Below are 26,570 nucleotides of genomic sequence, written 5' to 3'. Positions count from 1 at the left end.
ACCGCCGCCTTTCGTCAAACTCAAATTATTGAAGCCAATTTCAGAGTTTCTGAAGCATGACATTCAAGATCGAAACCTTGCGATGCTTTTGCGCCGTCGCCCGTGCAGGCAACCTGTCCGACGCCGCCCGCAAGCTGGGCCGCACGCAATCGGCCATCTCCATGACGCTCAAACAGTTCGAACACACCCTCGGCGGCGCGCTATTCGAAACCGAGCGCAAGAACCGTCTGACCAAACTTGGCGAACAGGTGCTCTTGCTGGCCGAAAGCCAGATCGCCCAGTTCGACAAGACGGTTCAGGCTATGGAAACACTGGCCAGCGCACCGCAGGGCGTGCTGCGCATCGCCGCCGTTCCCTCGGTGGCGGCTTTCGCTTTTCCACCCGTCGTACGGCACCTGACCACGCAACATCCCGGCGTGAAGATCGAACTGCGAGACGCCGATACACAACAGGTGTTCGATGCGCTTCTGCAAGGCTGGGCCGATATCGGCATCACCTCGGCAAAGCGCAACCTGAACGGCGTGACGGCAACCGCGTTGTTCCGGGAACCGTTCGGCCTTGTCCTGTCTGAAACCCACGCTCTCGCCAACCGGGCCGGACCCATCACAATCCGCGACGTCTTTGCCGCCCGATTCCTGCGCAACGGGCTGTGTGACCAGATCGACAACCCCGAAGTTCTGGATCGTCTGGCGGACGTGGACGTCAACATGCGCAACACCCAGTCTCTTCTGGCCATGCTGCTGGAAGGCGACTGGGTCACGCTGCTGCCTTGTTCGGCAGCGCGACTCGTGGGAACAGGGCTGACCTTTCGCCGCATCAGCGACCTGCCTGCACACCGCGAAGTGTTTCTCTACCAACGCACGGAACCGTCTTCTGCCCGTATTGTCGGGGATGCAACTGACGTGATCCGTGCCCTGAACTGGCCCGGATATGACTGATCCCATGCAAGCTGGTTCGCCTTTGCCTTGTCATTCGATAAACACTCCAAATGGCGCATGGCGTTGGGCATTGTGTCCCGTAGTCCCCTTTCAGGGACAATCACAGGAAATTTCACATAATGCCTTTTAAATTCAAAAAATGGAATATATAATGAAGCGAGTTTTGATTATTCATCCTGCACCAGATCGGAGGGCGTAAAGATGAAAGCCTTGAAAGTGATGTCCATGCTTGTGCTGCTGTCCGCCGCATGGCCGTTTCACGCCGTCGCAGAAACATCCCGCATCGCCGAGGTGCCGGAATGGAAAGCCGTCTTTGCCCGCATTGAAACCCGCGACCGCGTGCCCGCCCGGAGCCGCCTTGGCGGCACTTTGGATGAAATCAAGGTATCCGAAGGGGATACCGTTCAGAAAGACGACATCATCGGACTGGTCAAGGACGAGAAGCTGCGCCTTCAAATGGAAGCGATCGACTCGCAGGCGCGGTCTTTGGCATCCCAGCTTGAAAACGCGCAAAGCGAGCTTGCCCGCGGCGAAAACCTCCTGAAACAGGGCGTGACCACCGCCCAGAGGGTCGACGGGCTGCGCACCGAGGTCGAAGTGCTGCAGGGCCGAATCGACACGGTTGGCGCCGAGCGCGACGTTCTGCTGCAACGCATTGCCGAAGGCGCCGTGCTCGCCCCGATGACGGGCCGCGTGCTTCAGGTACCGGTCACTGCCGGTTCCGTAATCATGCCCGGCGAGCCAGTTGCCGTTATTGGCGGCGGAGGGTTTTACCTGCGCCTTGCCGTGCCCGAACGCCACGCTGCCACCTTGAAACAGGGGGACGAGATCCTGATCGGCAGCGACGGGTCAGAATTGCGTGGAACGCTGGCCAAGATTTACCCGCTGATCGAAAACGGCCGCATGATCGCGGATGTCGACGTGCCCGAGCTGGACACCGACTTCGTCGATGCCCGCGTGCTGGTACGCCTGCCGGTCGGCTCCAACAGCGCGGTCGTCGTGCCGCTGACGGCAGTGCAGTCCCGCATGGGGCTTGATTTCGTGACGGTCCGGAGGTCCGAGGGCGAACCGATCGAAAGAACCGTCGTGGTCGGCGAAACTCACTTGCTTGACGGGGCCACCGTTGTTGAAATCCTGTCGGGTCTGGGACCGGACGAAACCTTGGTGATCGGCCATGAGTAACGACCCCGTCAAAACGCCGCTGGGGATCGCCGGTGGTCTGACCAAGGCGTTCATCCAATCCGCCCTGACGCCGCTGATGATCCTCGCCGCGCTGGCGGTCGGGCTTGTCGCATTGGTCAGCCTGCCCCGCGAAGAAGAACCCCAGATTTCGGTGCCGCTGGTCGATATCCATATCCAGGCCCCCGGCCTTCAGGCCCAGGATGCCGTCAAGCTGATCACCGAACCGGTCGAGAGCATCGTCAAGAGCCTGAACGGTGTTGAACATGTCTACTCCCAGACCCAGGACGACTATGCAATGATCACCGCCCGCTTCATCGTGGGCACCTCCTCGGATACGGCAATCCTGCGCGTGCACGAAAAAATCCGCGCCAACATGGATCGCATCCCGGTCGGCATCGACGAACCCCTGATCGTCGGGCGCGGTATTGATGACGTGGCCATCGTGTCGCTGACGCTGACCCCGCGCCATGACGCCAAGAACATCACCGCCAACGATCTCACCCGCGTCGCGCGCGAGCTGCAGGTGGAACTGGCCAAGATCGGCGACGTGGGCTTTACCTATATCGTCGGCGAAACCGACGAAGCCATCCGCATCGCCCCCGATCCCGAAAGGCTGGCGCTTTACGGCGTGACCCTGCAACAGCTTGCGGGCAAGGTGCAGGGCGCGAACACCTCCTTCTCGACCGGCATGGTGCGCGATCAGGGCCAACAGATCATGCTCGTCGCCGGAGAGACCCTGAAAACCCCCTCCGAAATCGGCAACCTATTACTGACCTCGCGCGACAACCGGCCCGTCTATGTGCGTGACGTGGCCGACGTGACCTTTGTCGCCAATGGCGCGGAAAAGATCGTCTCCAACGTCACAAGGGATGAAAACGGCAACCTGCACCGGGTGCCTGCCGTCACCCTTGCCCTGGCCAAGCGCGCCGGGGCCAACGCCGTGTTCGTGGCCGAGGAAATTCTGCATTCGGTCCATGCGCTCGAAGGCAAGCTGATCCCTGACAGCATCGAAATCGCAGTGACCCGCGACTATGGCGAAACGGCGGACGAGAAGGCCAACGAGCTGCTGTTCCACCTTGGGCTTGCGACGATTTCAATCGTCGGCCTTGTGCTGATCGCCATTGGCTGGCGTGAAAGCATCGTCGTGGCCATCGTCATTCCGGTGACGATTCTGCTGACCCTCTTTGCCGCCTGGATTCTTGGATACACGCTGAATCGCGTGTCGCTCTTTGCGCTGATCTTTTCCATCGGCATCCTTGTCGATGACGCCATCGTGGTGATCGAGAATATCGCGCGGCACTGGGGCATGCCGGACAAGAGCGACCGCGTGACCAAGGCGGTGCGCGCTGTGGCCGAGGTTGGCAACCCCACCATCGTCGCCACCCTGACCGTGGTGGCCGCCCTTCTGCCGATGCTCTTCGTGTCCGGCCTCATGGGGCCTTATATGAGCCCGATCCCGGTCAACGCCTCCGCGGCGATGATCTTTTCCTTCTTCGTCGCGGTGATCATCACCCCATGGCTGATGGTCAAGGTCAGCGGCAAGGCCCCGGCCCACCATGACGACGCGGGCGCCCATTCCGGCGGCGCGCTCGGGCGCGCCTATGCTGCCGTCGCGAAACCGGTTCTGGCCTCCAAGGGGCGCAGCGGTCTGTTCCTGCTGGTCGCGGCGGGCCTGTCCTTTGGCTCGCTCGCCATGCTCTACACCAAGGATGTGACCGTCAAGCTGCTGCCTTTCGACAACAAATCCGAACTGTCGGTGGTCATCGACATGCCCGAAGGCAGCGCGGTCGAAGCGACAGATGCGGTGGCGCAACAGGTCGCCAACGCTGTTCTCGACCTGCCCGAGGTCCTGTCCGTGCAAACCCATGCAGGCGATGCCGCGCCGTTCAACTTCAACGGGCTGGTGCGCCATTACTACCTGCGCGAACGCCCCCATCTAGGTGACGTCCAGATCAACCTTGATGCCAAGCATCACCGCGACCGGACCAGCCATGACATCGCGCTGGACATACGTGAACGTCTGAACGCGCTCGACCTGCCCGCAGGGACCAGCCTCAAGACGGTCGAACCGCCCCCCGGACCGCCGGTCATTTCCACGCTTCTGGCCGAGGTTTACGGCCCCGACCCGGAAACCCGCCGCGAGACCGCCCGCAAGATCCGCGCCGCGTTCGAAAGCGTGCCGTTCATCGTGGATGTGGATGACAGTTTCGGCGAACAGCCCCGCAAGCTGCGCGCCAGCATTTCCCCGGACCAACTCGAATTCTTCGGGGTGCAGGAACAGGATGTGTTCTCGACGCTGGCCCTGCTCAACCATGGGTCGGTCGTGGGCTACTCCCACCGGGGCGAAGGGCGCTATCCCATCCCGATCCGCGTCGAGCGTGACAAATCCGACCGGGTCATGGACGAACGCTTCCTGTCCACCCCGGTTCCGGCCAACGTGCTGCCCGGTGCGCGGGGCGTGGTCGAACTGGGCGACGTGGTCGAAATTTCGGAAGAGTACGCCTCGTTCCCGATTTTCCGCCACAATGGCCGCGCCGCTGAGATGGTCATGGCCGAGCTGGCCGGCACCTATGAGAGCCCACTGTATGGCATGATGGCCGTGTCCGACGCGCTGGACCGGATGGACTGGCCCGAGGGGCAGAAACCGCAGATCAAGCTATTGGGGCAACCCACCGACGAAAGCCACCCGACCCTGCTCTGGGACGGCGAATGGGAGGTCACGGCGATTACCTTCCGGGACATGGGCGCCGCCTTTGCCGTCGCACTTCTGGGGATCTACATCCTTGTCGTGGCACAGTTCGGGTCGTTCCGTCTTCCGCTGGTGGTGCTGACGCCGGTTCCGCTGACCTTTCTCGGGATCATGCTTGGTCACTGGTGGCTGAACGCGCCCTTCTCGGCTCCGTCGATGATCGGGTTCATCGCACTGGCCGGGATCATCGTGCGCAACTCGATCCTGCTGGTCGATTTCATCCGCCACGCCGACCGCGACGGGAAATCCGAGCTGGACATCCTGATCGACGCGGGCGCCATCCGCTTCAAACCGATCCTCCTTACGGCCGTCGCCGCCATGATCGGGGCGGGTGTGATCCTGTTTGACCCGATCTTCCAGGGGTTGGCGATTTCGCTGCTCTTCGGCCTGCTCAGCTCGACCCTGCTTACGGTGCTGGTGATCCCCGCGATCTACCGGGTCTTCAAGACCTGACGCCAAAGCCCGCCCCTGTCGCCACGCGGCAAGGGGCGGGCAAGCCCATTGAAAACGCCCCTGCTACCGGACCTGCAAGCGCGGGTCGCTGGACTTGATCAACACCGCCCGCCCCTCGATCAACTCGAAACAACGCTCCAAGGTCTCGGTCTCAAGCCGCTCCATGGCTTGTCGGGTATAGAATGTCAGGTGCGGGGACAGGATGACATTCGGCAGGTCGAACAGGTCTTTCAACGGATGATCCGCCCGGTTCAACGGCTCCTGTGAAAACACATCCAGCCCGGCCCCCGCGATCCGGCTTTCAAGAATGGCATGGGCAAGCGCCGTCTCATCAACGATGGCCCCCCGCGCCGTGTTGATCAAAAAGGCGGTCGGCTTCATCGCCGCAATTTCGCTTGCGCCGAACATGCCACGGGACTCCGCCGAAAGCGTCGCGTGGATCGTGACAAAATCCGACTGCGCCGCCAGCACCTCAAGACTGTCGACCTTGGTAGCACCCAGCGAAAGCATCTCTTCTGCGGTCGCGCGCCGATCAAAGGCGATCACGTTGGCCCGGAATCCCTGCCCAGCCATGCGCGCCATGCTGCGCCCGATCTTGCCAAACCCGACGATCCCCACCGTCTGCCCGGCAATATCCGACCCCAGCCACCGCGACTCGGGCCATGTCCACCCCGCCCGGTTCATCTCGTCCCGCAGTGCCGGAAGCCGCTTGGCCAAAGCGATCATCAGCGCAAACGCCCCCTCGGCCACGGTTTCCTCGGCGTATTCGGGGATATTGACGACACTCACGCCGTGTTCATGGGCCGCCACAGTGTCGATGGCATCAATGCCCACGCCGTATTTCACGATCCCACGCAGCTTGGGCGCGGCTTCGATCACCGCGCGCGGCACGGGCGTATAACACATCAGCAGGATCTCGGCATCACGCACAGCGGCGATCAGCTCGTCCTGCGGCACCCCATCGGGCAACAAGACCAGCTCATGCCCGGCCTCGCGCAGCGTCTTGTCCACGAGCGGCGTTTCCAGCTCGCAGTCGGTTCGAACAATCTTCATCGGCTTGGCAGGACCTCCCTCGCCCGGATCAGCTTTCCGCCGGCTCCATATCCTCGATCAACCGCGTTTCGAGCAGTTGTCCGTTGCGGTACAGGATCGGATAGGCCACGGCGGCAATGTGGCTGTTGAATTCGCGGAACGCGCGGATCGTCTCGAGATGCATGTCGCTTGATTGCATGCTGTCCCGGTCACCGTTCTGAAGCCGCTTCAGATGGCGTTTGCGGCTCGTATATTCCATTCGTTTGACTTCGGTTTTCTCGGTCATCAAGAGGCGCGCACTCTCAAGGTCATCTGACAATAGCACATTCTTGGCAAGGCGCAGATTGGCCAGAATGGATTCCTGAATGCGGATCAGTTCCGACCAGCCTTCGCGCGAAAACCGCGCACCTGCCTCGCGTCTTTCCTCGGCAATCGCGGTCAGGCGTTTGGCCACCACGTCTCCCGCCGTTTCAAGCCGGATGGCATATTCCATCAATCCCCGGATGGTCTTCAACTCGGCCTTCGAGCAAGTCTTGCGCGGAATGGACGCAACATAGTCCCGGATGCTGGCAAGGCTGTCATTCACCTCGAGATCGCGGGCACGCACTGCCGCGATGCTTTCCGGGTCGGTGTCTTCATAAATACTGAGGACTGGGCGGAACATGCCCTCGACACGCTCAGTCATACGCAGCAGTTCCTGCTTGATGCAGGCAATTGCGCGCGCCGGTCGGTCCACCGCCTCGGGGTCCAGCGCCGCGCCGGGCACATCCTTGGTCGGGTCATGTTCCTGCGTGGTCTGCGGGTCCGGGAAAAGCTGCCGCACCGGCGCCTCCAGAAGACGGCACACCGGAAGGGCCAACACCAGAAGCACAAGGTTGAACCCGATATGGGCATAGATCAGTGACTGCGCCGGGGACGCGATGATCAACATCGCGGGATCGAACAGGGTGTTCAAAATCACCAACGCCAGACTGGCGAGACTGCCGCGCAATCCAAGGTTGGCATAGGGAATGCGCCGCGCCGACACCGGCTGGCCCCGGCTCAACCAGACCGGAATGAAGGCACTTCCGAAATTGGCGCCCAACACCAGGGAAAGCCCCGCTGCAAAGGGAAGCGCGCCAATCTGCACAAGGGTCACGCACATCAGGATCGCAGCCACGCTGGAATGCATCACAAAGGCCAGCACCGCACCAACGATGAACGCGGTCACGTAATCCTGCGCGAGATAGTTCGAGATCGCGGGCAGAAAGGCGCTGTCGCGGATCGGGTCCATCGCCTCACGCAGAAAGCGCAGCGAAATCAGAATGAATGCCACCCCCATGAGGATACGCCCAAGCTGACGCCAGCGTTTCTGCTCGACCTTGACGAACATCCACCCGCCAAAGGCCAGCAGAACCGGCACCAGCCAATCCAGCCGGAAAGACAGCACCTGGATCACCAGCGCCGAGCCCAGATCACCCCCGAGCACCACCGCCAGCGCGGTCGCGAAACTCATGTAGCCCCCGGCAGAAAACCCGGTCGCCAGCAATGCCACGGCCGCCGAACTCTGCAAGACGATCGCCAGCGCGATCCCCACCGTGGCCGCGCCGACAAGGCTGTTGTTCGAGGTCAGCAACCTCTGGAACGACGCCCCGAAACTGCGCTCGATCCCCGTGCGCACCATGCGCACCGCGAACAGCAACAACATCGTGGCCCCAGCAAGACTGATCAGGAAACGGATGATATCCATGGGGTCAGGCTCCTGCCGTCAATGGTCTTTTCCCGCGCTCGGGAGGGTTCGAACGGCCATTATCCGATGCAATTCGCAAAAAGCACAGTCAAATTGCGGCCTTGATCGACGCGATGACGACACCCAGCGCCTTGTGCAGATCCTCATCCGAGATCGTCATCGGCGGCGACAGGGTCAACACGCAGCCCTGGCTGATCTTGAAACTGACCCCGCCTTCCAGACAGGCGTAATAGATCTGTTCCGCCAACGCATGGCCCGGTTCGCGTGTTGCGCGATCCATGACGATCTCGACGCCGAACATGGTGCCGCGCCCGCGGATGTCGCCCACGATGGGCACACGCGCCAGCTCGTCCCGCAGACGACCCATCGCGATCTCGCCGATCTCGGCGGCGCGTTCCACCAGCCCCTCCTCCTCGATCACCTCGATGGTCGCCAAGGCGGCGCGCGTCGTGACCGGGTTCTTTTCGTGGGTATAGTGACCAATCGCGAAATCACCGCACACATCCAGCGACTTGCGCGCGATACAGGCCGCAATGGGAAGAATGCCCCCGCCAAGCGCCTTGCCCATGGTCACGATGTCGGGAATGATGTCGTCATGTTCAAAGGCGAACATGCGTCCGGTCTTCCCCAACCCCGTCGGAATCTCATCCATGATCAACAGGGCGCCCCGGCGATTGCAGGCCTCGCGCACCGCCTTCCAGAACCCCGGCGGCGGCACGTAAGGCACGGCGCGCATCGGCTCGGCGATCACCGCCGCAACATCACCTTCGCGCTCGAGCACGAAATCGACCATGTTCGCACAGGCCAATCCGCAGCTCTCCGGCCCGGCATGCCCATAGGGGCAGCGATAACAGGCAAAGGGCGCGACATGTTCTGTCCCCGGCAAAAGCGGCCCCGCGATATGGCTGCGGAACGTCGCCTCACCCCCGACCGAGGCCGCGCCAAAACCCGCCCCGTGAAAGGAATCCCAGAACGAAATGGTTTTGAACCGCCCGGTCGCCGCCCGCGCGATCTTGAGCGCAACCTCGTTGGCGTCCGACCCGCCGGTGGTGAACAGAACCTTGCCAAGTTCACCTGGCGCAATGGCGGCGAGTTTCTCGGCCAGCGCAACAGCGGGCTCGTTGGTGAACCGGCGCGGCGCAAAGGGCAGCGTATCCAGCTGATCCTTGATCGCCGCGACGACCTTGGGGTGCCCATAGCCGATGTGATGCACCGAGTTGCCATGAAAATCCATGAACACCCGCCCGTCACGGTCGGTGATCCATATGCCTTCGGCCTTTTCGATCGTGCTCACGCAAGGGCTCGACAGGCTCTGGTGAAGGAACGCATCCGCATCCCGCGCCAGAAGCGGGGCAGATTTCGGGCCAACAGCCTTGTCTGCCCATGCGCGGCGGGCGTCGGAAGTATTGGACTCACCTTCCGTGTGAACGAGATTTACAGCCATTGTGCCCCCTGTGTTGCGCGGGCTCCCAGCGGCCCGCGCTCTTCGGTTTTTCATTTATTGCGGGCTGCTCACGCCCCCGGCCACGGCAACGAATAAGTCTTCTGGTTGGTGAAGAATTTCATCGCTTCCTGCACGCCTTCCTTGACCGCGTTGCCACTGTCCTTGATGCCGCCGAAGGGGGACATCTCGATCCGGTAGCCGGGCTGTTCCCAGATGTTGCAGGTGCCAACGTCGAGCCCGTTGATATAGGCAATCGCGCGGTTGAGATCGTTGGTGCAAACCCCCGAAGACAGACCGAACTGGGTCGAGTTGGAAATCCGCATGACTTCAACGTCATCATCCGGCACCCGCACGATCGGCACGATCGGGCCAAAGGTCTCTTCCATCACCAGCTCGCTGTCATGGCGCACGTGATCCACGACGATGGGCGGCAACAACGCGCCCTGGCGCCCCGGGTGATAGAGAATCTTGGCCCCTTCTTCCTCGGCCATGTAGACGCGCTTTTCAAACAGTTCCGCCGCCTGCTCATGCACCACGCAGCCCAGCTGGGTTTCCGGGTCCATCGGATCGCCGAACTTGAGCGCCTTGGCCTTTTCCAGAACCAGCGGCACGAACCTGTCGGCCACGCTTTCCTGAACGAGGATGCGCTTGACGGCGGTGCACCGCTGACCCGAGTTGCCAGTGGCCCCGGCCACGGCAATGGTGGCGGCCTTGTCGAGATCCGCATCATCCAGATCATTCAGAACGATCAGCGGATCATTCCCGCCCAGTTCCAGCGCCAGCCGCTTGTACCCCGCCTTCGACGCAATCAGCTTGCCCACGGGCACGCCGCCCGTGAAGGTGATGATGTCGATATTGTCGTTGAGCATCATCTCTTCGCCGATGTCCTGCGGCCATCCGGTCACGATCTGGAACATCTCGGGCGGCAAGCCCGCCTCATAGAGAATGTCCGCCAGCGCAATCGCCGTGAGCGGGGTCAGCTCGGTCGGCTTGCAGACAACACAGTTATTGGTAGCCACTGCGGGCGCGATCTTGTGGCTGACCATGTTGAGCGGATGGTTGAACGGCGTGATGGCCGAAATCGCCCGCACCGGCTCGCGCTTGGTAAAGATCTTGCGCTCTTTGCCGTTATGCGTGAGATCGCACGAGAAAATCTCGCCATCATCCACCAGCGCCATCTGCGCGGCAAAGCCAAACACATCCTGCGCCCGCTTGGTCTCGTAGATCGCGTGTTGGTGACAGATGCCAAGTTCCAGCGTCAGCCATTTCGCCAGCCAGTCGCGTTTCTCGCCAATCAGTTCACCCGCGCGGGTGAGAATCTGACTGCGTTCATAGCGGCTGAGTGTCGACTTGTAGTTGGCGGCAATCTCGAACGCGCGCGCGGCGTGTTCGGCCTTGCCCGCCGGAACCGTCCCAACCACCTCGTTGGTGTAGGGATAGTGCACCGGTACGACGTCGTCCGTAAAGACGACCTCGCCACCGATGCGCATGCCCTCGTTGCGGATTTCACTTTCGGTCATGACGCCGTCCATCTCAAAGCGCCGCCGCGGTCGTGGCATAGAAGAACGCATCGAAGTTGCGCAGTTCGGCCGGGTTCGACGGCAGGTCGACCTTGCGGTTAACGATGAACGGGACTTCCTGCTCGGTCAAACCACCGTGGCTGCGCAGCGGCTCTTTCAACGCGGCAAGGTCGTGGCGATGCTCCGAAGTGCCGATGCAGATATTTTCTCCCGACACCATCACGATATCACCGATCCGGTCGCCCGGAAGCTCGAACCGTTCAATCGCCTCTTCCTTGGTCAGGACATGGGTGATGCCCTTCTGCGCGCGCAGCTTCTCCATGACCTTGGCGCGATCCGCCTCTTCCGGAAGGTAGGCCGTGGCAAACGAGCCCAACGCTCCGTGGTGAACCACATAGGGGTCGGTGATCGGCAGGATCACGCGGGCCTCGTCCTTGCCCAGCCACACGTCCAGAAGGTCCTGCGCATAGATCACGTTCGGCGTGCCGTCGGCATGGTGCTTGGGCTTCATGCCATGGTCCGCAGTCACGACGATGGCTGCGCCCAGCGCGTCCAGCTCGCCAAGATAGCGGTCGAACATCTCGTAGAAGTCCAGCGCACCCTGCTGCTCCGGGGCGAACTTGTGCTGGATATAGTCCGTGGTCGAAAGGTACATCACGTCCGGCTTGAACTCTTTGAGAAGCTTCACACCGGCGGCAAAGACAAACTCGCTAAGTTCCGCCGAATAGACCTCGGGCACTTCCATGCCCAGCCACTCCGACGCGTTGTCGATACCGTGGTCCGCCTTGGTCGTTTCCCCGGACCGCTCCGACGAAAACGCAACTGCGCGGTCTTCGTCAAACTTCAGTCCCGCGCCCAGCAAGGCGCGCAGCTTGTCCTTGGCCGTCACCATCGCAACCCGGAACCCCGCATCGTAGAACTGCGAGAAAATCGTCGGCGCGCGCAGGAAGCGCACGTCGTTCATCATCACTTCTTCGCCCGTATCCGGGTCGATCAGGTAGTTGCCGCAGATGCCGTGCACAATCGGCGGACGCCCGGTGGCAATCGACAGGTTGTTGGGGTTGGTGAAGGACGGGATCACCGAATGCGCCAGCCGGTCCGTACCTTCCTCGCGCATGCGCTTGAGGTTGGGCATCAGCCCCTTGGCAATGGCCACATCCAGGTATTCCGGCTCGCAGCCATCCAGGCAGATCGCCACGGCGGGCACCTTGGGGGTCGGGTATACGCGCTCGTTCGCTTCGACGGGGGTGTGAATGGTCATGGTGGTTCCTTTTTTCGTCTCAGGCCGCCAGCTTGGCGCGTTCCTTGATTGCAATTTCCGGGGGCGCGGCGTTGGTCACGCCCATTTCATTCAGTGTCTCACGTGTTGCCTCGACAACCTGCCGCATCACGTGCTCATCCATCTGGCCAATACAGCCGACACGGAAGCTGTCGACAATGGTCAATTTGCCAGGATAGATGATGAAGTTCTTCGCCTTCATCAGGTCGTAGAAACGGTCAAAGCTGAACTTCGGATCATCCGGGCAGAAGAACGTCACGATGATCGGGCTCAGCCAGCGATCCTGCAACAGCGTCTCAAGCCCGATGTCGCGCATGCCCGCCACCAGCGTGTCCCGGTTGGCGGTGTAACGACCACCGCGACCGGCCACGCCACCTTCCGCTTCATGGGCGCGCAGCGCCGTCAGGAAAGCCGCGACCGCGTGGGTCGGGGGGGTAAACCGCCACTGCCCCGTCTTTTCCATATGCGCCCACTGATCATGCACATCCAGGCTCAGCGACTGGCAGTTGCCCTTGGCCGCTTCCAGCTCGGATTTGCGCGCCAGCACGAAGCCGAACCCCGGCACACCCTCGATGCACTTGTTCGCGGACGACACCAGCGCCTCGAACCGCACTTCCGACGGGCGCAGCTCGATCGCGCCAAAGGCCGACATCGAGTCGATCAGCAGCTTGCGTCCGGCGGCATAGACCGCTTCCGAGATTTCCCCAACCGGGTTCAGAATGCCCGACGAGGTTTCGCAATGAATGGCCACGACATGGGTGATCGCCGGATCATCCGCCAGGATCTGAGCGACCTCGTCGCCACGCGGCGGCAGGTAATCCCCCTTGTCCAGAACCACGTGATCCCGCCCCAGATAGGCCAGCGTCTTGGCCGAGCGTTGACCATAAGCGCCGTTCGCCAGAACGAGGATCTTGCTGTCCCGCGCTGTCAACGACCCCAGCATGGCCTCGACCGCAAAGGTTCCGCTGCCCTGCATCGGGACACAGTCGAACTCTTCTTTACCGGGCCCAAGCATGTCCAGCAGGCGGGCGCGCATCTCGGCCGTCATGGCCCGAAAATCGCCGTCCCAGCTGCCCCAGTCGCGCAGCATCGCTTCCTTGGTTTCATAGGCCGTGGTCAACGGACCCGGCGTCAGCAGGTACGGCTCGCCAAGCTTCGGAGGTGCAATCGGAGTTTTTTGGCTGGTCATGGCTTTGATTCCCAAACTGTTCTGAAAACAAATTGCCAAGCCTTGCGTCATATGAGAAATTGAAAATTGTGATTTATGTATAGGTCAACCCTATCCAAATAAGCGAGCCTTCCCCATGCGCCACAGTCAGCTCAGAGCCTTTCACTACGTCGCGCATCTTGGCGGCTTCTCAAAAGCTGCCGAGGTTCTGCACCTGACCCAGCCGGCGGTGTCGGAACAGGTCAAGAATCTCGAAGTCGAGAATGACGTCCTGCTGTTCGAACGCAAGAAACGTCAGGTTGTCCTGACAAGCGCGGGCGAAGAGCTGTTTCACCTGACCAAGCAGTATTTCGACATCGAAACCCAGATCGGCGAATACCTGTCCGAACGCAACGCCGCCGTGTCGGGAGAATTGCGCATCGTCGCGGACTCCGCCCAACACGTTACAGACGTGCTCGCAAAGTTTCGCGCCAAGTACCCCAATGTCCGCATTTCGCTGCGCTCGGGCAACTCCGAGGAAATCCTTGACCAGCTGCGCCAGTACAACGCCGAAATCGGCGTGGTCGGGCAGGTTCCCACGTCCCGCGAACTGACCTCGCTCAGCATCGGCGCGAGCGAGATCATCGCCTTTGCCCGACGCGGCACCCTCAAAGAAGGCGCTGCGGGCATGACCATGCAGCAAATCGCACAATACCCGCTCATTTTCCGCGAAGAGCGGTCCCGCACCCGCCAAATGGTCGTCGACGAGGCGGCAAAGCTCGGCGTGGCGCTGGAACCCGCCATCGTGGCCGAGGGGCGCGAGGCGGTGCGGTCCATTGTTCTGTCCGGCGGCGGTATCGGCTTCGTGTCCGAAGCGGAATACAGCCATGACGACCGGATCGAGCAAATCCCCATCCTGAACGTCGACACCCGCATGCCTGAATCCATCGTTCACCTCGCCCAGCGCGGCGAGGTCCGTGTCATCCGGTCCTTCATGGATCTGGCCAACCGCTACCTCGCAACGGAAACGGGCGGCCCGGAGTAATCCGTGCCGCCCGTCTTCGCGAGTGTCCGGTCTTAACGGAACCGCCAGGCCTGGGTGCGAGTCAGCAACCCGCGTGAGACCAGCAGGTGTATGATCCGCGCCGCGGCATTCGTGTAGAAGATCATCATGCCCATCGCCGCAGCGGGGGCGATATCACCGGCGTCATCCATGTTCAGAACCGCGATCGAAGCCAGCGCCGTCTTGGGCGAATACAGGAACACCACCGCCGAAACCGTCGTCATCGCGTTCACGAACAGGTAGATCGAGATGTCCAGCAGCGCAGGCAGGCACACCGGCACGGTCACACGCCGGAACAGCTTCATCGTGGGCTGTTTCAATGACGCCGACACCGATTCAAACTCGCGATCCATCTGCTTGAGCGCGGTCACGGCCGTAAGGTGTGACACCGTGTAAAAATGCGTGACCGTGCAGACCACGAGAATGGCCATGGTGCCGTAAATCGCGTTCAGCGGGTTGGCGGGGTTGTTGAAGAAAAAGATGTAGGCAAGACCCAGCACCATCCCCGGCACCGCCATCGGCAGCATCGCAACCATCTGGAAAAAGCCGCGTCCCATTTCGAACCCGTTTGCCTTTTCCACAAGGTATGCCCCGAAGAACACGACCCCTGTCCCGACAATCGCCGTCAGAAGCCCCAGCTTGATCGAGTTGAAATAGCTGCCCCAGCCGCCTCCGTCCATCAGGTCGAACTGATAGTTGTTCAGGCTCAGCGACAGGTCATAGGGCCAGAACTTGATCAAGGCCGCATACTGGCAGATGGCCAGCAGCCCGATGATGAAGACGCCGATGACCGAGCAGTAGATCATCGCGACCCGATCCCGCCCCTTCTGTGGTTTGGGCTCGTAAGGCACCGACCGCGCCGACAGCTGCGCCACCTGGCGGCGCTGCACGATACGGTCAATGGCAAACGCAAAGACCGCCGGGATCAGCAGGACAACCGACACCACCGCACCCATTTCAAAGTTCTGCTGCCCGATCACCTGCTTGTAGATGTCGACCGCCAGCACATTGAACTGCCCGCCAATCACCTTGGGCAGGCCAAAATCGGTGATGACAAGGTTGAAGACCACGAAGGTTGCCGAGATGATACCGTACCGCGCGCCGGGGATCGTTACCGTCCAGAACGTTTTCCACGGCGAGGTCTTGAGACTGTCGGCAGCCTCGTAAAGCCGCGCATCCGAGATCGCCAGCGCCGTCGACAGGATCAGGAACGCATGCGGAAAGGTGAAGAACACCGACCCGATCAGGATACCGATCGGGCCATAGATGCTCTGCCCCATCAGCAATTCCTTCAGCATGCCCTGATTGCCGAACAGGTAAACCAGCGCGATACCGGGCAACAGCGACGGCACGAGGATCGGCGCCATGGCGATGATCCGGAACGCCCCCTTGAACCGCAGGCAGGACCGGTTGAGCGCATAGGCAAATCCAAAGGCCAGCGTCACCGTCAGCACGGTCGCAATGGTCGAGATCACCAGCGAATTCTTGATCGAGTTGGAAAGCGCCGGTGTCGAGAAATAGGTGACAAAGTTGCCAAAGCCCGTCCCCGACACGGGACGCATCTGCACACGGCGGAAGGTGTTGGAATCCAGCTCCTGCCACGCGGTCCCGCTGTGACGCGTCGACCCGACAAGATAGACCGCGTCGTCACTGGTCCCGCGCACGCGATACATCTTCGAACTGCGAAAGCTGAAATCCGGGAACAGCTTGGTGGCCGGGAGGCGTCCGTCACTGCCCGCACGCAGATCGGCTTCGCCGAACACGCCCAGCTGATCGTTCAGCGTGCTGGCCAGAACCGGATCGGTCGCAAAGACGCCATCGTCGTCCGAAACCTGGAACTCGAACTGACCGAGGTCGAAATGGTAGGTCGAGAACGACTTGGACAGCATCGCATAAAGCGGAAACACCAGCGTCACCACAAGGTAAAGCGCGATCACGATCATCCATGATCGCATCATCACGTCATCACGGCTCAGGCGTGGTTTCACGTACCGTCCGGGCGGAAGAGTGGCGGCGTCAGTCATCGTCGCCCCCTTGTGCTTCGGGTGCGAACGCAATCAGGTTTTCGCGCGGCAGCTCCACATGGATTTCCTGCCCGGTGGCCAGCGACAGGCGGCGCACCGCGTTGACCGAGAAGTCCGCGATCAGTTCGGCACCATGGAAGTCATCGCTGATCAGGTGGCAGCGCCAGAACGACCCGAGGAACTCCATGTCCCCGATACGTACCAGCTCACAGTTCTTCGCGTCGGCGTCCGGCACGAAATCCGACCCGTGCGGCACCACGTCATCCGGGCGGATCGCCGCAACGACGGTTGTGCCCGGATCAAAGTCATGGTCGCGGCACTCGAACTCATGCTTGCCGATGCGCAGACGGTTTTCGCTCAGGATCTGTGCTTCAAGCTGGTTCATCTCACCGATGAAACCCGCGACGAAAAGTGATGCCGGGTTCTTGTATACCTCGGTCGGAGCGCCCACCTGCTCGATCACGCCATGGTTCATGACCACGATGCGGTCCGCCATGGACAGCGCCTCTTCCTGGTCATGCGTCACCATAACGGTCGTGACGCCCAGCTTGCGCTGAAGCTCCTTGATCTCGTGGCGCAGATGCACACGCACCTTGGCATCCAACGCCGACAGTGGTTCATCCAGCAAGAGCAGCCCCGGCGACGTGGCGATGGCGCGTGCCAGCGCGATCCGCTGCTGCTGCCCGCCCGAAAGCTGCGCCGGATACTTGTTGCCCTGCTCGCTCAGGCCCACCATGTCCAGAAGCTCGGTGACGCGCACCGTGATCTCTTCCTTGCTACGTCCCGCGTTTTCCAGCCCATAGGCGATATTCTTGCGAATGGTCAGGTTGGGGAACAGGGCATACGACTGGAACACGATCCCGAAATCGCGGCGCGATGGCGGCAGGTTGGAAACATCCTGTCCATTCTGGATGACCGTGCCGCGTGTCTGCAGGTCAAGCCCCGCAATGGCGCGCAACAGGGTGGTCTTGCCACAACCCGACGGCCCCAGGAAACAGACGAACTCGCCCTCTTCAACTTTGAGCGACACGTCGCGCAGCGCGACGAAATCTCCGTACAACTTCCAGAGATCGGAAATCTCCAGATAAGGGTCTTTGGCCGGGACTTCGTGGGCAAGCACGGGGGCCGATTTTAGCGCGTTCATAATGAGTGCCTCGGATCGTTTTCGGCGGGAAGGGAATGGGATGGGAGGTTGCGCAGGCCTTCAAGGCCCGCGCAAAAGGGGCCGGCGAGGGGGGAGGAACCCCGCCGGCACAGGGGTCTTACTTGGGGTCCGACTTGCCGTCGTAGCGGCTCTGCCACTCAGCCAGGATCGCCGCGCGGTTGTTGGCGGCCCACTCGAAATCGTTCTCGATCAGGGCGTCCTTCAGACCGTCGGGGAAATGCTCGACCGGCTTGGCAAGGCTCGGGATGCCGATGATGGCATAGCCAACATTGTACATTTCCATGGCCTTCGTGCTCACTGCAAAGTCCAGAAGCGTCTGCGCGGCCTCAAGGTTCGCGGTCCCGGCAATGATACCGCCCGCTTCCATGTCCCAGCCAACACCTTCGCTCGGCACGATCACTTCAAGCGGCGCGCCTGCGGCTTTCGACTTGGCGCCACGGAACGCAAAGGAGATCCCGATCGGAATTTCACCCGACGCGGCCAGTTTGCAGGGCTTTGAACCGGAATGGGTATAGCGCGCGATATTCTCGTGCAGCCCGTCCATGTAGTCCCAGCCGGCTTCTTCGCCAAACATCTGCAACCAGCTCGAAACGTCCAGGAACCCGGTGCCCGACGAGTTCGGGTTGGGCATGATAATATGGCCCTTGTACATCGGGTCATGCAGGTCTTTCCACGACGTCGGCGGTGTCAGGCCATTCTTCTCGGCCTCAACCGTGTTGTAGCAGATCGCGCCGGCCCAGGCGTCCTGCCCGACCCAGTAGGGCGGGTTGTCGGAATCGACGAATTTGGGATCGAGCGCCTCCACACCCTTGGGGGCGTAAGGCTCCAGCATGTCTTCGCTCTTGAGCAGCAGAAGCGACGTTGCCGCCAGCCCCCAGACAACATCGGCTTGCGGGTTGTCCTTTTCCGCGAGAAGCTTCGCGGTCACGATACCCGTGGAGTCACGCACCCAGTTGATCTTGATGTCCGGATGCACTTCGTTGAACGTGTCGGCATACCGCTTGAGATCTTCTGCCTCAAAGGCGGTATAGACCGTCAGCTCGGTTTCGGCGAAGACCCCTGTGGCCGCAATGGCGGCGGCCGCCGCGATGGTCAGGGTTTTTGACGTTGTTTTCATGGATTGCTCCTCTGTTGGTTCGGTTTTGCCCGGCCATCCGACCTCAGGCATCACCTGTGACGGTGAGACTGTTAATTTTCCAACATCAGGGGAAATCGTTTTTTCCTAATGGATTATAAGCTCAGCCTATGCAATTGCCTGCATCAAGGCTGTAAACCCTCAAATCGACTTCACCGCCATATACGGAAAATAGTCAATAATTACTGGCAAATAGAGGAGCAGACCACCCGGTAAATCCCCACAAATCCGGGCATTCCGCCAATCTGGCAAACCTTTGCCCGGTCTGCCATCAATCCCATTGATTTCCACGGTAAGCGCCGCATCGTCTGCTTGTGTGTTGAGCAGGCTTTCATAAAGGCGCCCCCTCCCGAGACATCGAGGGTGCACCCAAACAGGGGCCGGGTCGCCGATGAGCTTCATTCACAAAAGGTAAAGTAAACTTTCTACCTTTTAGATTTTTCAACCTGATCATGCGTGCCACCCTCGCCCCAACGTGGCCTTGAACCGGTCGCATGTCCTTGCCTTCGCAATCTCAGGGAGCCCCCATGACCAACCTGTTCCTACGCTCAACCGCCATCGCGATGGTGTCGCTGCTGCCAATGACATTACCCGTCGCCGCCGAGTACCCCGAAAAGCCTGTTTCCTTCGTTGTTCCCTGGCCGCCGGGAGGGGAAGAAGACGTGCTGACGCGCATGATCGCTGACGAGTTCCAGGCCTTGTACGGATCGCCTGCAGCTGTGGTGAACAAGCCCGGCGGCGGCGGTGGCCCGTTTCCCGGCGCGATCGAGGTCGCGGCGGCCCCGGCTGATGGATACACCGTCGGGTCCTTCGTGATCGGTGTGCCCGTCGTCGGACCGGCCATCGGGATCGAGGAACTGGACCCCGATCCGTTTGTCCCGGTCGGCGTCTTCCTGACCTACCCCTTCCTGCTCGTGGCCGCCAAGGACGCGCCGTATGAAACCATGGAAGAACTGGCGGCCTATGCACAGGATAACGACGTCGCGCTTGGCCATTTCGGCGCGGGTCTTGTGCCAACCCACGTCACCTTTGGTCTGGCCGAGAAATTCGGGTTCGAATTCGGCTCGGACGCAGCCTACGACAATCTCGACTGCAACACGCTTGCATCCGGCGATGTCGACGTGATGAACTCGGTTGCGGGCCTTGTGCAGCCCTGCCTTGATGACCTGAAAGTGCTGGCCACCGTCACGTCCGACCGCATATCCCTGACCCCCGACGCCCCAACCGTGGCTGAGCTTGTCCCGGAACTCGACATTGTCCTGTGGAACGGGTTGTTCGTGCGCAAGGGCACCCCCGAAGACGTCATCCAGAAACTCGAGGCCGCTGCGCTCAAGGCGATCTCAAGCGACGCCGCCAAGGACTACGTCGCCTCGAACGGCGCCCAGATCTACTGGAAACCCCGCGCCGAAGCCGAAGCCCTCATTGCAAAAGATATCAAGACCTTCCAGGCGCTGACGGCCGAGTAACCCGACCTCCCTGATGGCGCGGTGTGGCATCTGCCCGCCGCGTCATTCCTTTTGCGGCCTGCCATGCGCGCGCAACACATCGGCGATGAAAACGTCGACAACGTTATTGTCCCGCCCGCCGCGCCTGGTGATGAGGTGGAACGGAATATCGGTGCTGAACCGTTCGGGCATAACTGCACGCACCATATCCCTGCGTCGCCATGTTTCGGCAAAATGTGTCGGCAGAAATCCAAGGTAACACCCCGACAGGATCAAAAGCATCGCCGCATCCATGTCCTCGGTAAAGGCCGTTGGCTCCGGCAGGGTCGCAGGTTTGCTGATCGCGCGTTCCAACCCGGTTCCCGATGACACCAGCTTGAATTTTCCAAGCTGCCTTTCGATCTCGGACGGATCCTCCATGCCCGCCAGCGGATGCTCGGAGGCACAATAGAGCGCGACCGTCTCGGAAAAGAGCTCAGTGTAATCCAGCCCGGAAATCCGGTTGGGATAAAGCCCGATACTCAGATCATAGCGCCCCTCCAGCGTGCGGCTTTGCTGATCCGCAGACCGGGTTTCCTCAAGCCGGAAAACAACCTCGTTTTCCCGGGTTTGAAACTGCCGGATTGCTTCGGACAACTTCAAGGCCGGGTTGGTGGCCATGTTCGCCTGCATGCCGATCTTCACCTCTCCGACCAGCCGGTTCTGTATTTCCGCCGTGGCCAGGTTGAAGTTGCTGAACGCGCCCAACACGTTCTGCGCCGCGTCATACACCGCCCGCCCCTGCTCGGTCATCCGAAACCCCGATCGCCCGCGATGACAAAGCGTCATGCCCAGTTGCTCTTCGAGTTCCTTCATCTGGATACTGATGGTGGCAGCCGACGCCCCCAAGACGTTCTGCGCTGCCGAGAACCCGCCGCAATCCGCGACGGTGACAAAGATGCGTAGCTTGCGGATCGAGTTTTCATGCAGGCTGAGCATTTTAGATCTCTTTTTTCAAAAGTAAACTTTCATCATTTTGGATTTATTTGATCTATTTCACCAGACAAAATGCTCTCACCGTCCCCACACCGACAGACGAGAGACCCTGATGCCCCAGACCAAACTCGACCAACTTCGCGCCCTTGCCGAGAAAACCGATCTCAACGACCGGGAATTGCAGGCTTTTCTGGATGGCGGCGGCGCCCATGGCGGTGACAAGCGCGAACATGTGGCGCCCTATGCCGGATTTTCCTCCTTCCTGCGCGCCCCGATGCAGGAAGGCTTCGAAGGGCTTGATATCGCGCTTCTGGGGGTGCCGTTCGATCTGGCCGTGACCAACCGTCCGGGAACCCGCTTCGGCCCGGCGCAGGTGCGCGAGATGTCGGTTCTGGCCGCAGGTCCCAAGCACCACGTCAGCGGCACGATCCCCGCCGCGATTGCCCGCTATGCCGATTGTGGCGACGTGCCAATCCCGAACACCTACAATCTCGATCAGGCGACGCAGGATATCGAGGATTTCTATCACGGCGTCGTGGATGCCGGGGTCGTGCCGCTCTCGGTGGGCGGGGATCACTCGATCAGCTATCCGATCCTCAAGGCCGTGGGCCGGGACGCGCCCGTGGGCATGATCCATATCGACGCCCATGCCGATACCGGCGGCCCGTTCAACGGTTCCCGCTTCCATCATGGCGGCCCGTTCCGCAATGCCGCCCTTGCCGGTGTTCTCGCCCCGGAACGCGTTGTCCAGATCGGCATTCGCGGCCGCGCCGAACCGCATTGGGATTTCTCCTATGACAGCGGCATGCGGGTGATCCATATCGAGGAGTTCTACGAGATGGGCCTCGACGCGGTGCTGCGCGAAGCCCGGTCCATTGTCGGGGACGGCCCGACATATGTGAGCTTCGACGTCGACAGCATCGACCCGGCCTTCACCCCCGGTACCGGCACCCCCGAAACCGGCGGCCTTACCCCGCGCGAAGTCCAGTCCCTGATCCGCGGGCTTCACGGGCTCAACTTGATTGGCGGCGACGTTGTCGAGGTGTCTCCCCCCTTCGATCAATCCGGCAATACCGCACTTGTCGCCGCCACGATGCTTTGGGAACTTCTCTGTGTCCTGTCCGTGTCGGTCGCCGGAAGGCGCTAGCGACGCCCCCACTCCGCACCTCGCCGGGAGACAATTTGCGCATCTGCATTCAAGCGGGCGATCCGATCTGAAAAACACATCAAAAAAGACACGACACCAACCACGCATGAGCCATGCGTGGTGCGCGCCTTAACCACGAAAAACAATGTATGGAGGCGGAGGTGTCAGACCAACTCGAACCAGTCTCCACAAGGGCAGTATAGCTGTCCTTTATGCTGCGCGGAGATTGCGCCACTCCGAGAGAGCAGCGGTGCGGTTCTTCTTGAATTTGGTTCGTGAGGAAAGGCTGCGCTCCGAATTGAAATGGTTGAAAACTGAGGCGTGGACAGATGCAAACATTTGTGGACTTCGCATCCACCGAAAGCGCAGCATCGCCCGCTCGCGTCGTCGAAACGGAAGGTGCGAATTCTCAGCCCGATTGTTCAGCCAAGGGCCGTTTTCCTGGCGGCCTGCAGCTCCGACGCCCTTCATCGCCGCACCGTAAGACCGCAGACATTCAGTCACAAAGACATCGGCCAGGCCGTGACGTTTCATTGTTTTTCTGAGGAATTTCAAGGCCGCTTTCTCATACCGCGTCTTTGTCACGAAGCTTTCGGGGACCTCGCCCTCATGATCGACCGCGCGCGAAAGGTAGTGCCGCTCACCGTTGATCTTCGCGAACAGTTCGTCCAGATGCCAACGCCATTGCGGCTAGGGCCGACGCAGATCGGCGCGTTGCTTGCGGACCTCCGAGGTGAAGATCGGGCCGATACGCGGCCACCAGATTCGGGCCCTGTTTTGATATGGTGTTGATTTCCGCTGAGAAGTGACCCGGTAGCCCCCTAAGTTTCCACTGAGAATTGACCCATGTGAACACGTTGCCCTGACGGATTCGGTCGGGGAGATTTGGAGTGATCGACATGGGATTTTTGAGTGTTATCCGACGCTGGGCATTGCGTGACAAAATGCCAATCCGCGAGATTTCAAGGCGCACCGGCCTGTCTCGCAACACCATCAGAAAGTACCTACGCGAGGGCGCGGTTGAGCCGAAGTTCAAGACGCCATCTCGTCCAAGCAAGTTGGATCCGTATGCGGATCGGTTGTCGGCCTGGTTGCTGGCGCAGACGCGGAAGCCACGCAAGGAACGTCGAACCGTGAAGCAAATGCATGCTGACTTGGTCAAGCTTGGCTATGATGGGTCGTACGGTCGCGTGGCGGCCTTTGCCCGAGCTTGGCGTGCCGATCGGCATCGAGCGGAACAAACGACCGGGCGCGGAACCTTTGTGCCCTTGGTGTTTCAACCCGGCGAGGCATTCCAGTTCGACTGGAGCGAAGACTGGGCCAATATCGGTGGCGAGCGGGTCAAGCTGCAGGTCGCCCATATCAAGTTGTCACACAGCCGGGCGTTCCTGGTGCGGGCCTACCCGCTGCAAACACATGAGATGCTATTCGACGCCCACTGGCACGCGTTCCGCGTCTTCGGCGGCGTGCCCGGTCGCGGGATCTACGACAACATGAAGACGGCCGTAGATCGTGTTGGCAAAGGCAAGCAGCGCGATATCAACGCACGTTTCAAGGCCATGGCCAGCCACTATGTGTTTGAGCCTGAGTTCTGCAACCCGGCAGCCGGTTGGGAGAAGGGACAGGTGGAGAAGAACGTTCAGGACGCTCGGAATCGCCTATGGCAGGTCATGCCTGTCTTCGGCGATCTGAATGAGCTGAACCAATGGCTTGAGGATCGTTGCATCGCCTTATGGGCAGAGACACCACACAAGGCTTTGCCTGGTTCTATCGCCGATGTCTGGGAAGCCGAGAAGCCCACGCTCATGGTACTGCCCCCGGCCTTCGATGGGTTTGTGGAGCACAGCAAGCGGGTGTCGCCCACCTGCCTGATCACCTTCGAACGCAATCGCTACAGCGTCCCGGCCAGCTTTGCGAACCGCCGCGTCAGCCTGCATGTCTATCCGGATCGGCTGGTTGTGGTGGCCGAAGGCCATACCGTTTGCGCCCATGACCGCATCATCGAGCGATCTCACCACAAACCAGGCAGGGTGATCTATGATTGGCGTCATTATCTTGCTGTTATCCAACGCAAACCCGGCGCCCTGCGCAATGGTGCGCCGTTCGTCGAGATGCCGGACGCCTTCCGCCGTCTGCAGGATCATATGTTGCGCAAGGAGGGCGGTGACCGCGAGATGGTCGATATCTTATCCCTGGTTCTGCACCATGACGAAGACGCCGTTCTGTGTGCTGTAGAACTCGCGCTGGAAGCAGGCGTGCCCACCAAGACGCATGTCCTGAACCTGCTTCACAGGCCAATCGATAAGAAGCAGACAGACTTGCCAGAGGTCGATCCGCCAGAGGCTCTGGCCCTGGACACAGCGCCAAAGGCCAATGTCGATCGCTATGATGATCTGAGACAGGCCGGGGAGAAGCGCCATGCGTCATGATCCTGCAGGCGCTTCGGTCGTGATCATGCTCCGCAGCCTGAAGTTGCATGACATGGCGCAAGCCGTTGACGATCTCGTTGCCCAGGGCGCACCGGCGTTCGAAGCGGCAACGCCAATGTTGTCCCAACTTCTCAAGGCGGAAATGGCCGAACGGGAAGTCCGGTCCATTGCCTACCAAACTAAGGTGGCGCGCTTCCCGTCCTACAAGGACCTCGCAGGCTTTGACTTCAAGTCCAGCGAGATCAACGAGGCCAGCGTTCGGCAGTTGCACCGTGGCGAGTTCATGGAGAACGCGGAAAACGTCGTCCTGATCGGTGGCCCCGGCACGGGCAAAAGCCACATCGCCACAGCTCTCGGCGTCCAGGCCATCGAGCATCACAGATGCAAGGTGCGCTTCTACTCGACGGTGGAACTCGTCAACTCCCTGGAGCAGGAAAAGGCGCTCGGAAAGGCCGGCAAACTGGCCGAGATGCTGACCAAGATCGACTTGGTCATCCTCGACGAACTCGGCTATCTGCCGTTCAGTTCATCCGGCGGCGCGCTGTTGTTCCACCTCCTCAGCAAACTCTACGAACGCACCAGTGTGGTCATCACCACCAACCTCAGCTTCTCAGAGTGGGCCCAGGTCTTCGGCGACGCAAAAATGACCACAGCGCTTCTCGACAGGCTCACACACCGCTGCCACATCCTGGAAACCGGCAACGACAGCTACCGCTACAAAGCCAGCTCAGAAGCCGCAAAAAAAAGAGAAAGGAGACACCCGCATTGACCACAACATGACCGCTGAGACATAAACGAAGGTGGGTCAGTTCTCGGTGAAAATACCGGGTCACTTCTCAGCGGAAATCAACACAAGAAGGCATACTTTTCCGTCGTAGGACGCTTCGAAGGCGACAATACCGCGATTGACACGACTGAAATTGAAATTTTCGAACCCAACGAGACGCTGGAGGAGTTGGTTGCTTCAATCAGGCGAGACCTCGAAGCCAAGCGACCTCAAGCGGGTCTAGATCGGCTGCATACATATTGTATGAAACGTTTTGGATCGCTCGTTTTTAAGCGTTCCGGAGAGACAGTCGGCAACAATGATGCACTTCACGCTAGAGTGGGAAAGTATGTCAAGATACTAGCCGGGAACGATCAGCTGACCCCCATGTCGGACCGGATCATCAGAAGCTCAATCAGTGTATTTGAGGCATTCAATCCGATAAGAAATGACAAATCCTTAGCGCACGACAATGAAGATTTGGTCAACATGGATGAAGCGCGTTTTATCTTCGACAGCGTCACTGCCATCTTGAGATTCTTCAAAGCCTTAGACGCGGACCTATTTGAGGACCAATAGTCGAGCGTTGGTGCAACTTGGGAACAACGAAACGCGGGTCCACGCCCAACAGATGCACAACTTCCTGAAAAAAGAGAAAAAGCTAGCCTGCTCAACCTTGCTTTCTGCACGGATTTTGCACGGTTTTCGCCGGTCTTCACTTGCGAATTTCGCCAAATTTAGGAAATTTACCCAAATTTGCGACAATACTCAGGAATTTCTCCCTGTGAGAAAAATTCCGCGCAGGCCTTTCGGCCTATGAAAATACAACAAATTCAACAACATACATGAAAGTGGCGGAGACGAAGGGATTCGAACCCTCGAAACGGTTTCCCGTTTACTCCCTTAGCAGGGGAGCGCCTTCGACCACTCGGCCACGTCTCCGCTGAC

19 protein-coding genes, 1 tRNA gene and 1 pseudogene are annotated in these 26,570 nt (G+C 60.3%); 9 read left to right on the top strand and 12 right to left on the bottom strand.

The features are described from left to right. Nucleotides 1-56: 56 nt before the first annotated feature. The 3 genes from ACS3QZ_RS17145 (at nt 57) to ACS3QZ_RS17135 (ending at nt 5,322) form a co-directional block, all read left to right on the top strand. Nucleotides 57-938: a LysR family transcriptional regulator gene (locus ACS3QZ_RS17145; protein ID WP_456038925.1), complete on the top strand. Its 882-nt coding sequence runs from the start codon at nt 57-59 to the stop codon at nt 936-938. A 201-nt stretch (nt 939-1,139) separates the two neighbouring features. Then, the gene (locus tag ACS3QZ_RS17140; RefSeq protein ID WP_456038924.1) at nt 1,140-2,120 is read left to right on the top strand and encodes an efflux RND transporter periplasmic adaptor subunit; all 981 of its coding nucleotides are present in this window, start codon (nt 1,140-1,142) and stop codon (nt 2,118-2,120) included. Next, nucleotides 2,113-5,322, top strand: a complete 3,210-nt coding sequence (locus ACS3QZ_RS17135) for an efflux RND transporter permease subunit (RefSeq protein WP_456038923.1) — start codon at nt 2,113-2,115, stop codon at nt 5,320-5,322. Before ACS3QZ_RS17140 ends, ACS3QZ_RS17135 begins: the two co-directional genes overlap by 8 nt. A 63-nt stretch (nt 5,323-5,385) precedes the next feature. Here ACS3QZ_RS17135 and ACS3QZ_RS17130 read toward each other — a convergent pair whose 3' ends face one another. The 6 genes from ACS3QZ_RS17130 to ACS3QZ_RS17105 all read right to left on the bottom strand — a co-directional run bounded on the left by ACS3QZ_RS17130 (nt 5,386) and on the right by ACS3QZ_RS17105 (nt 13,515). After that, on the bottom strand, nt 5,386-6,375 hold the full coding sequence (locus tag ACS3QZ_RS17130) for a 2-hydroxyacid dehydrogenase (protein WP_456038922.1): 990 nt from the start codon (nt 6,373-6,375) through the stop codon (nt 5,386-5,388). Nucleotides 6,376-6,403: 28 nt separating this feature from the next. Continuing rightward, the gene (locus ACS3QZ_RS17125) at nt 6,404-8,083 is read right to left on the bottom strand and encodes a Na/Pi cotransporter family protein (protein ID WP_456038921.1); all 1,680 of its coding nucleotides are present in this window, start codon (nt 8,081-8,083) and stop codon (nt 6,404-6,406) included. 88 nt (nt 8,084-8,171) lie between these two features. Then, a complete protein-coding gene (pbfA, locus tag ACS3QZ_RS17120) occupies nt 8,172-9,527 on the bottom strand; it encodes a (R)-1-hydroxy-2-aminoethylphosphonate ammonia-lyase (RefSeq protein ID WP_456038920.1) in 1,356 nt (451 codons plus the stop codon). A 68-nt stretch (nt 9,528-9,595) separates the two neighbouring features. Next, on the bottom strand, nt 9,596-11,047 hold the full coding sequence (gene phnY, locus ACS3QZ_RS17115; RefSeq protein ID WP_456038919.1) for a phosphonoacetaldehyde dehydrogenase: 1,452 nt from the start codon (nt 11,045-11,047) through the stop codon (nt 9,596-9,598). A gap of 13 nt (nt 11,048-11,060) precedes the next feature. Beyond that, nucleotides 11,061-12,308, bottom strand: a complete 1,248-nt coding sequence (phnA, locus tag ACS3QZ_RS17110; RefSeq protein WP_456038918.1) for a phosphonoacetate hydrolase — start codon at nt 12,306-12,308, stop codon at nt 11,061-11,063. Nucleotides 12,309-12,327: 19 nt separating this feature from the next. Continuing rightward, nucleotides 12,328-13,515, bottom strand: a complete 1,188-nt coding sequence (locus ACS3QZ_RS17105; RefSeq protein ID WP_456038917.1) for a 2-aminoethylphosphonate--pyruvate transaminase — start codon at nt 13,513-13,515, stop codon at nt 12,328-12,330. 115 nt (nt 13,516-13,630) lie between these two features. Between ACS3QZ_RS17105 and ACS3QZ_RS17100 the strand changes: the two genes are divergently transcribed. Beyond that, nucleotides 13,631-14,518: a LysR substrate-binding domain-containing protein gene (locus ACS3QZ_RS17100; protein WP_456038916.1), complete on the top strand. Its 888-nt coding sequence runs from the start codon at nt 13,631-13,633 to the stop codon at nt 14,516-14,518. A 32-nt stretch (nt 14,519-14,550) separates the two neighbouring features. Here the strand turns inward: ACS3QZ_RS17100 and ACS3QZ_RS17095 are convergent, their stop codons facing one another. The 3 genes from ACS3QZ_RS17095 to ACS3QZ_RS17085 all read right to left on the bottom strand — a co-directional run bounded on the left by ACS3QZ_RS17095 (nt 14,551) and on the right by ACS3QZ_RS17085 (nt 18,842). Continuing rightward, entirely contained in the window at nt 14,551-16,560 is a 2,010-nt protein-coding gene (locus tag ACS3QZ_RS17095) for a putative 2-aminoethylphosphonate ABC transporter permease subunit (RefSeq protein ID WP_456038915.1), read from the bottom strand. Next, on the bottom strand, nt 16,553-17,704 hold the full coding sequence (locus ACS3QZ_RS17090) for a putative 2-aminoethylphosphonate ABC transporter ATP-binding protein (protein WP_456038914.1): 1,152 nt from the start codon (nt 17,702-17,704) through the stop codon (nt 16,553-16,555). Before ACS3QZ_RS17090 ends, ACS3QZ_RS17095 begins: the two co-directional genes overlap by 8 nt. 118 nt (nt 17,705-17,822) lie before the next feature. After that, nucleotides 17,823-18,842 (bottom strand): putative 2-aminoethylphosphonate ABC transporter substrate-binding protein, encoded by a 1,020-nt coding sequence (locus ACS3QZ_RS17085; RefSeq protein ID WP_456038913.1) that lies wholly within the window; start codon nt 18,840-18,842, stop codon nt 17,823-17,825. 545 nt (nt 18,843-19,387) lie between these two features. Here ACS3QZ_RS17085 and ACS3QZ_RS17080 point away from each other — a divergent pair. Continuing rightward, nucleotides 19,388-20,326, top strand: a complete 939-nt coding sequence (locus ACS3QZ_RS17080; RefSeq protein ID WP_456038912.1) for a tripartite tricarboxylate transporter substrate binding protein — start codon at nt 19,388-19,390, stop codon at nt 20,324-20,326. Between the two features lie 42 nt (nt 20,327-20,368). On the opposite strand, the gene ACS3QZ_RS17075 is transcribed toward ACS3QZ_RS17080, so the two are convergent. Continuing rightward, complete coding sequence (locus tag ACS3QZ_RS17075; RefSeq protein WP_456038911.1) at nt 20,369-21,283, bottom strand: LysR family transcriptional regulator; 915 nt, start codon at nt 21,281-21,283, stop codon at nt 20,369-20,371. A 109-nt stretch (nt 21,284-21,392) separates the two neighbouring features. Here ACS3QZ_RS17075 and speB point away from each other — a divergent pair, with 109 nt between their 5' ends. Continuing rightward, nucleotides 21,393-22,427, top strand: a complete 1,035-nt coding sequence (speB, locus tag ACS3QZ_RS17070; protein WP_456038910.1) for an agmatinase — start codon at nt 21,393-21,395, stop codon at nt 22,425-22,427. Between the two features lie 210 nt (nt 22,428-22,637). Here the strand turns inward: speB and ACS3QZ_RS17065 are convergent. Continuing rightward, nucleotides 22,638-23,195: pseudogene (locus ACS3QZ_RS17065) on the bottom strand (IS6 family transposase); the annotation flags it as partial. A gap of 131 nt (nt 23,196-23,326) precedes the next feature. Between ACS3QZ_RS17065 and istA the strand changes: the two are divergent. The 3 genes from istA (at nt 23,327) to ACS3QZ_RS17050 (ending at nt 26,201) form a co-directional block, all read left to right on the top strand. Then, nucleotides 23,327-24,856, top strand: a complete 1,530-nt coding sequence (gene istA / locus ACS3QZ_RS17060; protein ID WP_456035996.1) for an IS21 family transposase — start codon at nt 23,327-23,329, stop codon at nt 24,854-24,856. Next, nucleotides 24,846-25,625, top strand: a complete 780-nt coding sequence (gene istB / locus ACS3QZ_RS17055) for an IS21-like element helper ATPase IstB (RefSeq protein WP_456035995.1) — start codon at nt 24,846-24,848, stop codon at nt 25,623-25,625. The genes istA and istB overlap by 11 nt, the downstream gene beginning before the upstream one ends. Nucleotides 25,626-25,811: 186 nt before the next feature. Next, nucleotides 25,812-26,201: an abortive infection family protein gene (locus ACS3QZ_RS17050; RefSeq protein WP_496975683.1), complete on the top strand. Its 390-nt coding sequence runs from the start codon at nt 25,812-25,814 to the stop codon at nt 26,199-26,201. 273 nt (nt 26,202-26,474) lie between these two features. Here the strand turns inward: ACS3QZ_RS17050 and ACS3QZ_RS17045 are convergent. After that, nucleotides 26,475-26,564 (bottom strand) — tRNA-Ser (locus ACS3QZ_RS17045). Nucleotides 26,565-26,570 lie beyond the last annotated feature (6 nt).

It is taken from the genome of Shimia sp. W99, from assembly GCF_053851455.3.
Note: the sequence above shows the minus strand (reverse complement) of the source record. Positions and strands in the feature narration are given on the sequence as shown.

Bases quoted from the DNA above. Each gene is read 5' to 3' on its own strand.
- ACS3QZ_RS17100 (WP_456038916.1), top strand. From the start codon at position 13,631: ATGCGCCACAGTCAGCTCAGAGCCTTTCACTACGTCGCGCATCTTGGC.
- pbfA (WP_456038920.1), bottom strand. From the start codon at position 9,527: ATGGCTGTAAATCTCGTTCACACGGAAGGTGAGTCCAATACTTCCGAC.
- ACS3QZ_RS17080 (WP_456038912.1), top strand. From the start codon at position 19,388: ATGACCAACCTGTTCCTACGCTCAACCGCCATCGCGATGGTGTCGCTG.
- ACS3QZ_RS17130 (WP_456038922.1), bottom strand. From the start codon at position 6,375: ATGAAGATTGTTCGAACCGACTGCGAGCTGGAAACGCCGCTCGTGGAC.
- ACS3QZ_RS17075 (WP_456038911.1), bottom strand. From the start codon at position 21,283: ATGCTCAGCCTGCATGAAAACTCGATCCGCAAGCTACGCATCTTTGTC.
- ACS3QZ_RS17085 (WP_456038913.1), bottom strand. From the start codon at position 18,842: ATGAAAACAACGTCAAAAACCCTGACCATCGCGGCGGCCGCCGCCATT.
- ACS3QZ_RS17125 (WP_456038921.1), bottom strand. From the start codon at position 8,083: ATGGATATCATCCGTTTCCTGATCAGTCTTGCTGGGGCCACGATGTTG.
- istA (WP_456035996.1), top strand. From the start codon at position 23,327: ATGGGATTTTTGAGTGTTATCCGACGCTGGGCATTGCGTGACAAAATG.
- ACS3QZ_RS17090 (WP_456038914.1), bottom strand. From the start codon at position 17,704: ATGAACGCGCTAAAATCGGCCCCCGTGCTTGCCCACGAAGTCCCGGCC.
- ACS3QZ_RS17135 (WP_456038923.1), top strand. From the start codon at position 2,113: ATGAGTAACGACCCCGTCAAAACGCCGCTGGGGATCGCCGGTGGTCTG.
- phnY (WP_456038919.1), bottom strand. From the start codon at position 11,047: ATGACCGAAAGTGAAATCCGCAACGAGGGCATGCGCATCGGTGGCGAG.
- speB (WP_456038910.1), top strand. From the start codon at position 21,393: ATGCCCCAGACCAAACTCGACCAACTTCGCGCCCTTGCCGAGAAAACC.
- ACS3QZ_RS17105 (WP_456038917.1), bottom strand. From the start codon at position 13,515: ATGACCAGCCAAAAAACTCCGATTGCACCTCCGAAGCTTGGCGAGCCG.
- istB (WP_456035995.1), top strand. From the start codon at position 24,846: ATGCGTCATGATCCTGCAGGCGCTTCGGTCGTGATCATGCTCCGCAGC.
- ACS3QZ_RS17145 (WP_456038925.1), top strand. From the start codon at position 57: ATGACATTCAAGATCGAAACCTTGCGATGCTTTTGCGCCGTCGCCCGT.
- phnA (WP_456038918.1), bottom strand. From the start codon at position 12,308: ATGACCATTCACACCCCCGTCGAAGCGAACGAGCGCGTATACCCGACC.
- ACS3QZ_RS17095 (WP_456038915.1), bottom strand. From the start codon at position 16,560: ATGACTGACGCCGCCACTCTTCCGCCCGGACGGTACGTGAAACCACGC.
- ACS3QZ_RS17140 (WP_456038924.1), top strand. From the start codon at position 1,140: ATGAAAGCCTTGAAAGTGATGTCCATGCTTGTGCTGCTGTCCGCCGCA.